The following is a 13,686-nucleotide window of genomic DNA, read 5'->3' on the forward strand; positions in this document are numbered from 1 at the left end:
GCCCCTTGGGCAAGGGGCGCCGGTGGTTGGGTCAGATAAGCGTGAAGCGCACCGGGTCGGGATGCCCATCGGCCAGGATCACCGGCTTCAGGTTCGTGTCGTGCAGCGCCACGAAGGGCTCGAAGCAGATGAAGATGAAGCCTCCCGACTCTTCCATAAGGTCCTCCATCCGGTTGAACATCGCCTTGCGCTTCTCCACGTCGGTTTCCAGAAGCGACGCTTGGTAAAGCTCTTCGTATTCCGTGCTGTCGAAGAACGACCAGTTGTAGACCCCGATCTGGTCGGGCCGGAACCAGACAAGGTTCTCGGTCGGGTCCACGCCGCCGGCAAAGTTCATCAGCACAAGTTCAAGCGACAGGTAGGCATCACCAGCCGTTTTGTCGCCAAGCGACCAGTAGACCGCATCCTCGGTTGGCTGGATGTTCACCGTGATCCCCGCCTCGGCGAGCGAGGCCTGGATGATCTGGGCGATGGCCTGCGACGTGCCGTCCGTCAGCGCCACTAGGTTCAGCGTCAGCCCCTCCGCCCCCGCCTCGGCCAGCAGCGCCTTCGCCTTCTCCACATCCCGCGTCGCGATCAGGTTCGAGGCCCGCGAATAGGGTCCGGGCGGGACCACGCCGGTCGACCGCGGGACCAGCCCGTCATAGGCCCCGATCAGGACGGACTCGCCGTCATAGGCGTACTGGATCGCCTGCCGGACACGCGGGTCCTTTAGGGGTTCCGCGTTCATGTTGATGGTCAGCCAGGCATAGCGGGTGGACTGCGCCTCGATCAGCGCGGCCCCGTCCGGCAGCGCCTCGCGCAGGCCGGTCGCAGCGGCGACGGCGACGCGTGTATAGTCGAAGCTGTCCGCCTCAAAGGCCAGTTGCGCCGCCTGATCGTCGGTAACGATGTAGATCTCGATCGTCTCCCAGTTCTGCGGCTCGCCGGTCCAGGCGGGGTTCTTCTTCAGGGTGACCTTCTGGCCCTGCTCCCAGCTGTCGAAAAGGTAGGGGCCGCACTGGGCCGGGATTTCGGTGGTGTAACGCCCGCCCGCCGCCTCGACCGCCTTCTGGCAGACGATATGCCCGCCGTAGTAGGGCAGGGCTATCACCGGGAAGGGCGCGAAGGGTGCCGCAAGGTGGATCAGGCCCTGCCGGTCGTCGATGATCTCGACCTCGCGTAGCTGTTCGAACTGGTAGGCCCAGGCCGAGTCGCTGCCCTTGATGCGTTCAAAGCTGAACTTGACGTCGGCGGTGGTGACCGGCCCGAAGTCACCGGTCCATGCCAGCCCCTCGCGCAAGGTGAAGGCGATGGTCTGCGGGTCGCGCCATTCGAAGACCCCGGCGGCGTAGTTCGACAGCGTGTTCCCCTCGCGCATGTCCGAGATGCGGACGAGCGTGACCTGCGTCATCCGGGGGATGATGTCGTCAAGCTCGCCGATGATCCCGAACGGGTCGACGACCTGGAAGTCTGAGGTCACGCGCAGGCGCAGAGTGCTGCCCTCGGCCGCCCAGGCAAAGCGGGGGGCGGTGGCTGCGGCGGCAAGGGCGGCGCCTGAAAGCTTCAGGAACGCGCGGCGGTCAGTGGACCAGTGCATGGTGTTCTCCCTGTTCTTGGTTTGGGTAGTGGCAGGCAGCAGAATGGTCAGGGGCCACCTCGGCGAGGGCCGGGGCGGTCTGTCGGCAGATCGGTTGAACTTTGGGGCAGCGGGTATGGAACGGGCAACCCGTTGGCCGCCCGAGCAACGAGGGGATGTCGCCCTTGATCGCAAGGTCCGCGCGCCGATGGCGCGGGTCAGGATCGGGGGTCGCGGCAAGGAGGCTAGCGGTATAGGGATGCGCCGGGGTCGCAAAGACCCGGGCCGCAGGCCCGGTCTCCATCACCCGGCCGAGGTAGAGGATCATGATCCGGTCCGAGGTGTGGCGCAGGACGGCTAGGTTGTGCGAGATCAGGATCACGGCCAGCCGCATGTCGCGCTGCAGCGCGGCGATCAGGTTCAGGACCTCGCCCTGCACGGACACGTCCAGCCCGGCCGTCGGTTCGTCCGCCACAAGAAGGCGCGGGGAAAGCGCCAGCGCGCGGGCAAGGTTCACCCGCCGGGCCTGGCCGCCCGAAAGCTCGTGGGGGAAGCGCCGGGCAAGATCGGCGGGAAGGCCGACGCGGGCCAGCATCGCCTCGGGCGGTTCGGGCTTGCGGCCCGCGATGGCGAAGGGTTCGGCCAGGGCAGCCCCCACCGACTGGCGCGGCGAGAGGGCGGCGACAGGGTCCTGCAGCATCAGCGCCGCGTGGCGGCGGAGTGCGGCGGTGTCGGTGATGGGCTTGCCCTCGAACAGGATGCGTCCGTTGGCCGGAAGAAGCCCCATCAAGGCCCGGGCGAGGGTGGACTTGCCCGACCCGCTTTCGCCCGCGATACCCAGCGTCTCGCCGGCGCCCACGGCCAGGGTGACGCCCGACAGGATGTTCAGCTTCGGTTGGGACAGAAGGCCCGGCAGGGGCCGGTCCACCGCGACATTCTCCAGTTCCAGCACGGGGGTCATGGCCGGACCTCATGGCAAAGGACGGCGTGGCCGTGGCCCAGCGTCACCCGGGGCGGCGGGGTGATGCGGCAATGGGCCTGCGCGATCGGGCAACGCTCGGCAAAGGCGCAGCCGGCGGGTGGGGTGACAAGGTCGGGCACCCGCCCCGGGATCGTCGGCAAGGGCGAGACACGGCCCGGTAGCACAGCGGGATCGCAGGCCATCAGCGCCCGCGTGTAAGGATGCCGCGCCGCATGGTAAAGCGTGTCGACCGGCGCTTCCTCCACCACCTCGCCCGCATACATCACATAGACCCGGTCGCAAAGCTCTCCCACCACGCCAAGGTGATGCGTGATGACCAGGATCGCCCCCTGATGGTCGGCCCGAAGGTCGCGCAGAAGGTGCAGGATCTGCGCCTCCATCGTCACGTCCAGCGCCGTGGTCGGCTCATCCGCGACCAGCACGCGCGGGGTCAGCAAGAGCGCGGCCGCAATCCCCACGCGCTGGCGCATCCCGCCCGAAAGCTCATGCACATGCCGCCGCAGGATGGCCGCAGGGTCCGGCAGGCCGACCCGGGCCAGCATTGCGCGGGCCGCCGCTTCCGCCTCGGCCCGGGGACGGTGAAGGTTCACCTGCGCGTCCACCAGCTGCTCACCGATGGTCAGCACCGGGTTGAACGCGGTCATCGGGTCCTGGAACACCATCGCGATCCCCGGCCCGCGCAGAGGCCGCCGCGCGGGTTCCGGCAAGGATACGAGATCCCGCCCGTCAAGCTTGATCCGCCCGCCGGTGATCCGGGCGTTCTCCGGCAACAGCATCGGCAGCGCCAGCGCCAGCGTTGACTTTCCGCAGCCGGATTCGCCCACGATCCCCACCACCTCACCCGCCTCGGCATGCAGCGACACGTCGCGCAGCGCCTGAAGCGGCCCCCGGTCGGTGGCATAGCTCAGCGAAAGGTTCTCGACCCGGATCATCAGGCCCCCCGATGCCGCAAGCGCGGGTCCAGCGCATCGCGCAACCCCTCGCCCAGGAAGGTGAAGCCCAGGGTCGCCAGGATCAGCGGGATCCCTGCCGCGATGACCAGCACCGGCGAGTTCCGGATCGCCGAATAACCGTCATAGAGCATGTTCCCCCAGCTCGGCGTCGGCGGCGTCACGCCGAGGTTCAGGTACGAAAGCCCCGCCTCCAGCGTGATCACGACCGGAACGTCCATCGACAGGACGATCACCAGCGGCCCGACGACATTCGGCAGAAGGTGCCGGAACACGATCCGCGCGGGCGACGCCCCCATCGCCTGTAGGGCCAGCACGAAGTCCGCCTCGCGCAGCGAAAGGGTCTGCGCCCTGACCAGCCGGGCATAGGCGGGGACCGAGACGAGGACGATCACCAGGATCAGCGTCACCTGCCCCGGACCAAGCACCGTGATGACCGCCAGCGCGAAGAACACCATCGGCAGCGACGAGAGTGCGTCGAAGACCAGAAGCAGGATCCCATCCAGCCAGCGCGGCCCGTAGCCCGCGATCAGCCCCAGGATCAGCCCCAGCGCCCCCGCGATCCCGATCGCCGTCAGCGCGATCCCCAGCGCCGTCCGCGTCCCCCAGATCAGCCGCGACAGCGTGTCCCGCCCCAGCTGGTCCGTCCCCGCCCAGTGCTGCCAGCTTGGATCGGCGAACTTGTTGCGCACGTCCATCGCCACTGGGTCGTAAGGCGCGATGAGCGGGGCGAGAAGCGCCACAAGTACGAAGAACGCAACCAGCACCGCCCCGAAGACCCCCATCGGGTCGCGCATCAGCCGGCCAAGGGCGCCGAACGCGCGCGGTCGAGGCTCTGGCGCAGGCAGGGCGTCAACCGCGGAAGGCATCGCGCACCCTCGGGTCAAGCCGGGCGATCAGAAGGTCCGCCGCCGTCACGACCGCCAGGTAGAAGGCCGTCATGAACAGGACCGTCCCCATCACCACCGGAAAGTTGCGCTTTTCCACCGCCGTCGTCATCAGCGTCCCGATCCCGGGGCGCGAGAACACCGTCTCGACGAAGACCGCCGATGACAGGATCGCCCCGAAACCCACCGCGATGACCGAGATCACCGGCACCACCGCAACCCGCAGGGCGTAGCGCGCGACGATCACCCGCTCGGGCAGGCCGAAGGCGCGGGCGGTGCGGATGTGCGGCGTCGCCATCACCTCCAGCATCGAGGCGCGGACCAGCCGCGCAAGATACCCGATCCAGGGCAGGCCGATGGCGATGGCAGGCAGGATCAGCGCACGGGCCTGACTGGCGGGGTCTCCCGCATCGCCCGCGCCGATGGCGGGCACCCAGTTCAGCGTGACCGCGAAGATCAGCAGCAGGTAGATCGCGATGACGAAGGACGGGACCGAAATGAAACCGACCGACAGCACGCCCAGCACCCGGTCCCCCACCGTGTCACGCCAGACCACCGCAAGACAGCCAAGGATCAGGCCGAACAGGATCGCCCAGCCCATCGCCACCGTCCCCAGCATCAGGGTCTTGGGGAAGGTCTCGAGGATCATCTCGGTCACCGGACGGTTCGACCAGACGTCATAGCCAAGGTCGCCCGTCAGAGCCGCGGCAAAGAAGTTCCAGACCTGCGTCAGGATCGGCTGGTCCAGCCCCATCCGTTCGGTCAGCGCCGCCTTCAGGGCCGGCGAGGCGCGGGGACCAAGCGCCACCGAGGCCGGATCGCCCGGCACCAGGAACACCATCGCGTACATCGCCAGCATCACCGTCACCAGGATCAGGATCGCAAGGCCGATGCGCTTGACGGTGTAGGTCAGCATGGGGGTGATGCTCCGGGTCGCTCTTCCGCCCTGACGGGCGTCATCGCCGGGACCGCCCGCAGCGATGACGCCCGCAAGGGCGGAAGAGCGGATCGGTCAGAGGTGGTCACGCGGGATCCTCTCGTGCCAGTCGCGCCGGAAGATCGCGCTGCCGTTCTCGGTCACCGTCAGCTGCATCTCGACGATGAAATGCGTGGCATCGCAGGACAGGACCCCCCGGCTCTCATGGCCGAAGCGCCCGTCGCTGCGCTCGATCTCGACGCTGTAGTCGGTCTCGCAGCGGGCGCTCAGCGGGTCGCCGTCGGTGATACGGTAGCGCGCCATCGCCTTGCCGCGCGTGGTGGTGGCAATCTCCGGCATCTCGGCGAGGTAAGTCCAGCGCGGGAAGTCCACCACCATCTCGCCCGACAGAAGGTCATGCGTGACCCGGCGCTTTTCCGGCACGGGGGCGGCTTCCGACGGGGCAGGGGAGCCGCCGGTGACGCGCTTCCGTCCCGGCTCGGCCGGGGCGCATTCCGCCGGGTCGAAGGGGCGCAAGGTCGCATCCTCGGCCCTCGGCGGGCGAACCGGCAGGTCCAGGCGGCTATGCGCCAGATCGAAGGTCAGCGTCGCAAGCTCGGGCGACGGCCAGGCGATCGGCCAGTAGACGGTGGAGATCGACACGGCAATCCGGTGCCCCGCCGGGAAGGCGTGGCCGATGTCGTCGAGGTCCACCACCGCCTCGGTCCATTCACCGGGGATCAGCGCCTGCGGTGCGTCATGGCCAAAACGGTGGCAGAGGTTCAGATGCCCGATCGCCACCCGGGTCGATGCCCCATCCGGGACCACGTCGTTGACCCGGACCGAGATCAGCGCCTGCGGCTTGTCCGACCGGAACCGGATGCGAAGCTGCGGCGCGCCCAGGATTTCCGTGCGCTCGGGCAGCGGGTCGGTCGCAAAGACCAGCGACCCGCCATCGTCCAGCCGCTGGTCGGTCGCCCACTCCGCCTCTTCGCCATAGCGCCCAACTTCGCCCGCCGTCAGCCCGACCCAGAGGGGCGAACAGATCGAGGCTTCGCCCTTTCCCGGCGCATCGGCCAGCCGCCCGGCTTGTGCCAGGTGCAGCGGTCGCCAGTCTATCCGGGGCGAGGGCCAGGCATCCTCTGCCACCCACCGACCCGGCCGCTCATAGTAGCAGGTCCGGGGCGGCACGCTCTCCTGCATCCAGGCCCGGTAAAGGGGTTCATCCATGATCCCGGTCTCGCGGCCCTTCATCCAGTGGTCGCACCAACGGATCACTTCCTGCAGCCAGCCGATCTCGGGCTGCACGGCGGCGTCATGCGGAAAGGAATGCGCCCAGGGACCGATCAGGCCGCGCACCGGGACCGAAAGACCCGACAACAGGCGCGGGACACTTTCGCTGTAATTGTCTGCCCAGCCTGAGACGGCATAGACCGGCACCCTGATCTTCGAGAAATCCTCGCAGACCGACCCCTGCCGCCAGTAATCATCTCGCCGCTGGTGGCGTAGCCAGGTCAGGATCCAGGGCTCGTTGGCGCGCATCCGCGCCTCCCATATCTCGCGCCATTTCGGGCCGACGATGGCGGGGTCCGGCGGCAGGTCCTGATGGGCGAACATGGTGGCCGACCAGTCGAAGTCGTCCTTCGACAGACAGCCTCCCACGCGGTGGATGTCGGTGGCGAAACGGTCGTCAGTCGACCCGACCGTGATGATCGTCTTCAGCGCCGGGGGTTGGCGGGCAGCGATCTGCAAGCCGTTGAACCCGCCCCAGCTGATGCCGATCATCGCGACCTGTCCGTCGCACCAGTCCTGTGCCGCAAGCCAGGCTATGGCGTCGCAGCCGTCGACCTGTTCCTGCGTGCTGTATTCGTCGTGCAGGATGCCTTCGCTGTCGCCGGTGCCACGGATGTCCAGCCGGATGCAGGCATAGCCATGCCCGGCAAGGTAGCCGTGCATCTTCGCGTCACGCGACCTTGTGCCGTCACGCTTGCGGTAGGGCAGGTATTCCAGGATCACGGGCACTGGCCCTGCGCCTTCCGGCAGCCAGGCTCGCGCCGCAAGCACCTTGCCATCCGGCAGCGGAACCTTAAGGTCCTCGATCAGTCGCACGGGGTAAGGCAGGTCGTCGCGTTCCGTGGGCATCGGACCTCCGGGGCTTGTTGAACGAGCATGCAACAGGTCCGCGCGAGGCGTCAACCCTCTTGACCCGGGGCGCCTGCGCCTCCTACTGTACGCCTGTTCAACAGGAGCGCCCCATGCCCGGCCACCCGCGCGACCCCCGCAGCCCAGGTGCCCGCCCATGAGCCGCCGGTCCCCCCGTGGCACCCGGGTGCCGGGTGGGATCACCCAGCTCCCCTTCGGCCAGGTGCCCCGCCCCTACGACCCGATCCGCGTCCTTTCCGACGACCAGGTAGAGGCGATCCATCAGGCCGCGCTTGACGTGCTGGCAACCCAGGGCCTGCGCGTGCTCGACGACCGGGCAAGGGGCCTCTACCGCAGGGCAGGGGCCGCGGTGGTGGAGGATATGGTCCGCCTCGACCCGGGGCTGGTGGCCGAGCGTCTGGCAACGGTCCCCGCCCGTTTCACCCTCGCCGCCCGCGACCCGGCGAAGTCACTGCGGTTCGGGGGGAACGACCTTGTCTTCTCGGCGGTCGGCGGACCCGCCTATGTGATGGACCTCGCCGGGGGCCGGCGGACCGGAACCTTCGCCGAGATGTGCGATTTCCTGAAGCTGATCCAGGTCCTGAACGTCGTCCAGCAGGAGGGCGGCTGTCCGTTCGAACCGCTCGACCTGCCCGCCAACACCCGCCACCTCGACATCTACCGCGCGCAGATCGGGGTCCTCGACAAGTCCTGGCAGACCCAGACCCTTGGCCATGCCCGCACGATGGACGGGATCGAGATGGCCTCGATCGCCTTCGGCATCCCGGTTCAGGACCTGCACCGGACCCCGATCCTGATGGGGATCATCAACACGAACTCCCCCCGGCAGCTGGACATCCCCATGGCCGAGGGGCTGATCGCGCTGGCCGAGCATGGTCAGGTCAACGTCATCACCCCCTTCACCCTTGCCGGAGCGATGGCCCCGGTCACTCTCGCCGGGGCCCTCGTGATGCAGCATGCCGAGGCCCTTGCCGGGATCGTGCTGACCCAGATCGTCCGGCCCGGCGTGCCGGTGATGTATGGGGGCTTCACCTCGAACGTCGACATGAAGTCCGGGGCACCGGCCTTCGGGACGCCGGAATACACCAAGGCGGCGCAGGCCTCGGGCCAGCTGGCCCGCCACATCGGCGTGCCCTTCCGGTCGTCGAACGTGACGGCGGCGAATGCGGTCGATGCGCAGGCGGCGTGGGAGAGCCAGATGGCCCTTTGGGGGTCGATCATGGGCGGGGCGCATCTGATCGAGCATGCGGCGGGGTGGATGCATGGCGGTCTGACGGCGAGCTTCGAGAAGCTGATCATCGACGCCGAGATGCTGCAGATGATGCAGGCCTACCTGACCCCCATCGACACCACCCCCGCCGCGCTGGCGGCCGAGACGATCGCGGAGGTCGGCCCCGGTGGGCATTTCTTCGGGACCGCCCATACGATGGAACGCTACGAGACCGCCTTCAACGCCCCCCTTGTCGCCAACTGGGACAGCTGGACGACCTGGGTCGAGCGGGGGTCGGTCGATGCCGCCGCCCGGGCCGCCCAGCTTTGGCCGCAGCTTCTGGCCCAGTACGAAGCCCCCGCGCTTGACGAGGCAAAGGCCGAGGCCCTGGACGCCTACGTTACCCGCAGGAAGGCCGAGGGCGGGGCGCCGATGAACTGATCCCACTCCTTGATGCGGGAAGTGACCACAGTGGTCAAAATCGGGATTCCGTTCAGGATCAATGGATTGGCGAAATTGATTCACCAATCCTTAACCCGTGACCACGTGGTCAGAAGAGGCGTTCAGGCGCGCAGTCGCTGGCCCTTCGGATCATAGGCGGGCTCGGACAGGAGCCGCGCGGGGGCAGGTTCGCCGATCACATCCACGGTCAGCCCCTCGGGGTTTTTCAGCGCCTCGATCTGCACCATCGCCATCGCAAGGCTTTCGCGCACATGCCAGCCGTAGCCGCCAGAGGTGACATGGCCCACGACCCGGCCCCCTTTCCGGACGGCGGTGAAGGGGGCGGCGTCGGCGTCCGTGCTGTCGACCGCAAAGGTCACCAGCCGCCGTGCGGGGGGAGAGGCGGCAAGCACCGCCGCACGGCCGATGAAATCGGCCTTGGTCATGTCGACGTGGCGGCCGAGGCCGGTTTCTGCGGCGGTGTCGTCGCGGGTGAATTCGGCCGACCAGATGCCGTAGCTCTTTTCCAGCCGCAGGCTGTCGAGCGCGCGGTTGCCGATGGGCAGAAGGCCAAGGTCGCGGCCTGCCTCGCGCATCGCGAGGTAGAGGGCGCGGTGATCTGCGGCGCGGACGTTGATTTCATACCCGAGCTCGCCGGTCAGCGAGAGGCGGGCGACCACAGCCTCGGCCCCGGCGACCGGCATTATCCGGCACCCAAGGAAGCCGAACCGCTCGTTCGACATGTCGGCACCCGTCAGCCGCTCCATCAGGCGGCGGGAGTTCGGCCCGGAGAGGGCAAGGCCGGTCCAGTCGTCGGAAAGGTTGGTAACCGTCACCCCGGTGGCGGGAAGAAGCCCCGCGAACCAGCGCATGTGCCATTCCTGAAGGTAGTAGGAGCCGATCAGCCAGAACCGGTCCGGCGCAAGGCGGCTGACCGTGAGGTCGCCCATCAGCCGCCCGTCATGGCCCAGCATCGGCGCCAGCCGGACCTTGCCGACTCCGGGCAACCGGCTGGCCACCAGCCGGTCAAGCCAGCCCTCTGCCCCCGGACCCGAGACTTCGTAGCGGGCATAGACCGAGCTGTCGAAGACACCTGCCGCGTGGCGGACGCCCTCAACCTCCGCCTCGACGAAGCGCCCGGCGTTCGGGCGGCGGAGGGTGGGGATCTCGGTGAAGGCCTCGCCCCCCGACACGAAGTACTGCGGCGTTTCCATCCCGTGCGTGACACCGAAAAGCGCGCCCTCGGCGGCAAGGATGTCGTGGCTGGGCGAGGTCTTCATCGGCCGCCCGGCGGGCAGTTCCTCGTTCGGGTAGGAGATGACGAAGCGCCGGGCGTAGAACTGCGCTGTCTTCGCCCGAAGGTAGTCGTCGCGGCTGGCGAAGGCCGGGTAGCGCGCGATGTCTAGGCCGAAGACATCGGTGCCGGGGTCGCCATGCACCATCCAGGCGGCGAGCACCTTGCCGATGGCCCCGCCCTGGCTGAAGCCGCCCATGCAACCGCAGGCGACCCAGTAGTTCCGCAGGCCGGGCACCGGACCGACGAGAGGGTTGCCGTCCGGCGTGAAGGTGAAAGCCCCGTTCACCCATTTCTTTATCCCTATGTCGCGCAGGGCGGGGAAGCGGTCGAAGCCGATGGAGAGCTCGGGCAGGATGCGGTCGATGTCGGGGGGCAGAAGGTCCATCCCGTAATCCCACGGCGCGCCGTCCGGCATCCAGTGCCGGGGCTCGCGTTCGTAGACGCCGAGAAGGATGCCCTTCTTTTCGGGCTGCATGTAGGTGAAGCCTTCAAGGTCGGTGACGCAGGCGATCTCACCCGGGAAATCCGCGAGTTCGGGGATGTCCTCTGTCACGAGGTAGTGGTGCGACATCGGCACGACGGGCAGGTCGATCCCCGCCATGCGCCCTACCTTGCGCGCCCAGAGACCGGCGGCGTTGATGACATGTTCGGCGGTGATCTCTCCCTGTTCGGTCGTGAGCCGCCAGCCTTCGGCCGTGGGGTGCAAGTCGGTCACGCGGTTCCGAAGGATGACCTTGGCCCCCCGGTTCCGCGCGGCAATGGCGAAGGCGTGCGTCGTGCCATGCGGGTCGACATAGCCTTCGTGATGGTCGTGCAGCCCGCCGATCACGCCGGTGACGTCGACGATGGGGCAGAGGGCGCGGATCTCTTCCGACCCGATGATGCGGGTGTCCATCCCCATCACGTCGAAGCGGGATTTCTCGGCCTTGAGCATCTCGAAACGGGCGGGGGTGGTGGCAAGGCTGATGCCGCCCATCATGTGCATGCCGATGCTCTGGCCGCTTTCGGCCTCGACCTCGCGGTAAAGGTTGATCGTGTAGTTCTGGAGCGCCGCGACGTTCGGATTGTCGTTCAGCACATGGAAGCCGGCGGCGGCGTGCCAGGTGGAGCCTGCGGTCAGTTCGGCCCGTTCGATCAGCGCGATGTCGGTCCACCCGGCCTTGGCGAGGTGGTAAAGGATCGCCGTGCCGACGATGCCGCCCCCGATGACCACGGCCCGGTAGTGCTGCGTCATGGCTGATCCTTTCGGCCGGGCCGGCGCTGTTGTTGAACGATAATACAACAAACCGGCGCGGGCCTGTCAATCGCCGGCTTCGCGCGCGCCTCTTGCCGGAGGGCGCGATCTGTGGCCTGAAGGTCGGAAAGAGCGGTGATCCTTGCAGGGAGAGGTTCCGATGCGCGTCAGAGCCCCGGGCGGGCAGGAATTCGGGCGGGTCGGATGAGCCCGCGGTCCGGCCTGTCGGCGGTCCTGCGCGAGCCGATGCTGCATTTCCTGGTGGCGGGGCTTGGCCTTTTCCTGGCCTACGGGCTTTTGTCCGACAGGTCGGCAGAGGTCACGCCCCAGGGCGGGGTGATCGAGGTGACTGCGGAAGTGCAGGAGCGTCTGGCGACCCAGTTCTCCAGCTCATGGGGCAGGCCGCCGACAGAGGAGGAGCTTGCCGGGCTGATCGAGGCCCATGTGCGCGAGGAAGTCTTTTACCGTGAGGCGCAGGCGCTGGGACTTGACCGCGACGATACGGTGATCCGGCAGCGACTGAAGCTGAAGATGGAGCTTCTGGGCGAAGGCGCGGCGGGCGCGATGGAGCCGACGGAGGCCGAGCTTGCGGCCTGGTATGCTGAGAAGGGGGCGCTCTTGGCGCCGCCGGGGCTTGCCGTCTTCGAGCAGGTGCTGCTGGCACCGGGCGACGATGCGGGGGCGGTGCTGGCGCAGCTGGCCGGAGGAGCCGATCCTGCCGGGCTTGGCGCGGGGGCGATGCTGCCGACGTCCGTTGAGGCTTCGGCCCCGGCGGTCGACGGGCTTTTCGGGCGGGGGTTCTTCGACGCGGTGGTGGCACTGCCGCCGGGGGAATGGGCCGGGCCGGTGCCGTCGGGCTATGGCGCGCATCTGGTGCGGCTGGAGCGGAGCGAGGCCGCGCCGGTGCCGCCGCTCAGCGAGGTGCGGGAGCGGGCGGTCGAGCTTTGGCGGCAGGACCGCGCGGTGGAGCTGCGCGAGGCGCACTACCAGGAGCTGCGTGCGCGCTATGACATCAGGATCATGACGGGCGGGGGGGAATGAGGCTGGTCCTTGCCGCACTGGTCGTGGTGCTGACGCTGGTGGCGGGTGGCGCGGCGCGCGCCCATGCGCTGGACCCCGGCTACCTAGACCTGCGGATCGTCGAGGGGCAGGCGTGGCGGGTCCTGTGGCGCGTGCCGCAGTCGGGCGGGCGCGCGCTGGATCTTGTCGCGGTCCTGCCCGAAGGCTGCTCGCCCCGCGAGCCGGGGGCGCTGGAGTTCGACGGGGCGACCTATCGCACGGTCTGGGTGGCGACCTGTCCCAAGGGGCTGGAGGGCGGAAGCATCGTGATCCGGGGGCTGGAGGCGACGCTGACCGATGTGCTTGTGCGTTATGAGCTTGCGCCGGGCGTGGTGGAGACCAGGCGGCTGACGGCGGCGGAGCCGGGGTTCACCATCCCCGAACCGCAGGGGCTGCGCGGGATGGCGGTGACTTATGGCGCGCTGGGCATCGGGCATATTCTGGCGGGGGTCGATCATCTCCTGTTCGTGTTCCTTCTCCTCCTCCTCGTGCGGGACCGCTGGCAGCTGGTGGGGACCGTGACCGCGTTCACGGTGGCGCATTCCCTGTCGCTGGCGGCGGCGACGCTGGGCTGGATCGTGGTGCCCGCCCCGCCGGTCGAGGCGGTGGTGGCGCTGTCGATCATGTTCCTTGCCGCCGAACTGGTGCGGCCCGAGGGCGCGGGGCTGCGGTGGACCGAACGCTTCCCCTGGACCGTCGCCTTCGGCTTTGGCCTTCTGCACGGGCTGGGGTTTGCGAGCGCTCTCCTCGACATCGGCTTGCCGCGGGATGACGTGGTGCCGGCGCTTCTCTTCTTCAACCTCGGGGTCGAGGCGGGGCAGCTGCTGTTCATCGGCTTCACGCTGGTCGCGGGGGCGCTGCTGGCACGGGTCTATCCCGGGGCCATCGCCTCGATCGCCTCGCGGGGGCGGACGGGCGCGCGGGTGATGGCTTACGGGATCGGGAGCCTTGCCGCCGCCTGGGTCATCGCGCGGGTCGCGGCGTTCTGA

The 13,686-nt window shown here is 68.5% G+C and carries 10 protein-coding genes; 3 read left to right on the forward strand and 7 right to left on the reverse strand.

The annotated features are described in order from the left end of the window. Positions 1-31: 31 nt before the first annotated feature. The 6 genes from AC2D9V_RS15855 to AC2D9V_RS15880 all read right to left on the reverse strand — a co-directional run bounded on the left by AC2D9V_RS15855 (position 32) and on the right by AC2D9V_RS15880 (position 7,435). Positions 32-1,579 carry an ABC transporter substrate-binding protein gene (locus tag AC2D9V_RS15855; RefSeq protein ID WP_484715073.1) on the reverse strand — a complete coding sequence of 516 codons (1,548 nt, stop codon included), beginning with the start codon at positions 1,577-1,579 and terminating at the stop codon, positions 32-34. Next, complete coding sequence (locus AC2D9V_RS15860; RefSeq protein ID WP_484715074.1) at positions 1,563-2,519, reverse strand: oligopeptide/dipeptide ABC transporter ATP-binding protein; 957 nt, start codon at positions 2,517-2,519, stop codon at positions 1,563-1,565. Before AC2D9V_RS15860 ends, AC2D9V_RS15855 begins: the two co-directional genes overlap by 17 nt. After that, positions 2,516-3,472, reverse strand: coding sequence for an ABC transporter ATP-binding protein (locus AC2D9V_RS15865; RefSeq protein ID WP_484715075.1), 957 nt, complete (start codon positions 3,470-3,472; stop codon positions 2,516-2,518). The genes AC2D9V_RS15860 and AC2D9V_RS15865 overlap by 4 nt, the downstream gene beginning before the upstream one ends. Further along, positions 3,472-4,359: an ABC transporter permease gene (locus tag AC2D9V_RS15870; RefSeq protein ID WP_484715076.1), complete on the reverse strand. Its 888-nt coding sequence runs from the start codon at positions 4,357-4,359 to the stop codon at positions 3,472-3,474. Before AC2D9V_RS15870 ends, AC2D9V_RS15865 begins: the two co-directional genes overlap by 1 nt. After that, entirely contained in the window at positions 4,343-5,293 is a 951-nt protein-coding gene (locus AC2D9V_RS15875) for an ABC transporter permease (protein WP_484715077.1), read from the reverse strand. The genes AC2D9V_RS15870 and AC2D9V_RS15875 overlap by 17 nt, the downstream gene beginning before the upstream one ends. Positions 5,294-5,389: 96 nt before the next feature. Continuing rightward, positions 5,390-7,435 carry a CocE/NonD family hydrolase gene (locus tag AC2D9V_RS15880; RefSeq protein WP_484715078.1) on the reverse strand — a complete coding sequence of 682 codons (2,046 nt, stop codon included), beginning with the start codon at positions 7,433-7,435 and terminating at the stop codon, positions 5,390-5,392. A 157-nt stretch (positions 7,436-7,592) separates the two neighbouring features. Here AC2D9V_RS15880 and AC2D9V_RS15885 point away from each other — a divergent pair, with 157 nt between their 5' ends. After that, positions 7,593-9,107, forward strand: coding sequence for a trimethylamine methyltransferase family protein (locus AC2D9V_RS15885; protein WP_484715079.1), 1,515 nt, complete (start codon positions 7,593-7,595; stop codon positions 9,105-9,107). 122 nt (positions 9,108-9,229) lie between these two features. Here the strand turns inward: AC2D9V_RS15885 and AC2D9V_RS15890 are convergent, their stop codons facing one another. Continuing rightward, positions 9,230-11,638 (reverse strand): GcvT family protein, encoded by a 2,409-nt coding sequence (locus AC2D9V_RS15890; protein ID WP_484715080.1) that lies wholly within the window; start codon positions 11,636-11,638, stop codon positions 9,230-9,232. A 204-nt stretch (positions 11,639-11,842) separates the two neighbouring features. On the opposite strand from AC2D9V_RS15890, the gene AC2D9V_RS15895 reads away from it, so the two are divergent. Both AC2D9V_RS15895 and AC2D9V_RS15900 read left to right on the forward strand, forming a co-directional pair. Continuing rightward, the gene (locus AC2D9V_RS15895; RefSeq protein ID WP_484715081.1) at positions 11,843-12,679 is read left to right on the forward strand and encodes a peptidyl-prolyl cis-trans isomerase; all 837 of its coding nucleotides are present in this window, start codon (positions 11,843-11,845) and stop codon (positions 12,677-12,679) included. Further along, positions 12,676-13,686 (forward strand): HupE/UreJ family protein, encoded by a 1,011-nt coding sequence (locus AC2D9V_RS15900; protein ID WP_484715082.1) that lies wholly within the window; start codon positions 12,676-12,678, stop codon positions 13,684-13,686. The genes AC2D9V_RS15895 and AC2D9V_RS15900 overlap by 4 nt, the downstream gene beginning before the upstream one ends.

The organism is Tabrizicola sp. T46 (assembly GCF_057219895.1).

Excerpts from the sequence above, each read along its gene's own strand:
- AC2D9V_RS15880 (WP_484715078.1), bottom strand. The coding sequence starts at position 7,435 with ATGCCCACGGAACGCGACGACCTGCCTTACCCCGTGCGACTGATCGAG.
- AC2D9V_RS15865 (WP_484715075.1), bottom strand. The coding sequence starts at position 3,472 with ATGATCCGGGTCGAGAACCTTTCGCTGAGCTATGCCACCGACCGGGGG.
- AC2D9V_RS15885 (WP_484715079.1), top strand. The coding sequence starts at position 7,593 with ATGAGCCGCCGGTCCCCCCGTGGCACCCGGGTGCCGGGTGGGATCACC.
- AC2D9V_RS15900 (WP_484715082.1), top strand. The coding sequence starts at position 12,676 with ATGAGGCTGGTCCTTGCCGCACTGGTCGTGGTGCTGACGCTGGTGGCG.
- AC2D9V_RS15875 (WP_484715077.1), bottom strand. The coding sequence starts at position 5,293 with ATGCTGACCTACACCGTCAAGCGCATCGGCCTTGCGATCCTGATCCTG.
- AC2D9V_RS15870 (WP_484715076.1), bottom strand. The coding sequence starts at position 4,359 with ATGCCTTCCGCGGTTGACGCCCTGCCTGCGCCAGAGCCTCGACCGCGC.
- AC2D9V_RS15890 (WP_484715080.1), bottom strand. The coding sequence starts at position 11,638 with ATGACGCAGCACTACCGGGCCGTGGTCATCGGGGGCGGCATCGTCGGC.
- AC2D9V_RS15860 (WP_484715074.1), bottom strand. The coding sequence starts at position 2,519 with ATGACCCCCGTGCTGGAACTGGAGAATGTCGCGGTGGACCGGCCCCTG.
- AC2D9V_RS15855 (WP_484715073.1), bottom strand. The coding sequence starts at position 1,579 with ATGCACTGGTCCACTGACCGCCGCGCGTTCCTGAAGCTTTCAGGCGCC.
- AC2D9V_RS15895 (WP_484715081.1), top strand. The coding sequence starts at position 11,843 with ATGAGCCCGCGGTCCGGCCTGTCGGCGGTCCTGCGCGAGCCGATGCTG.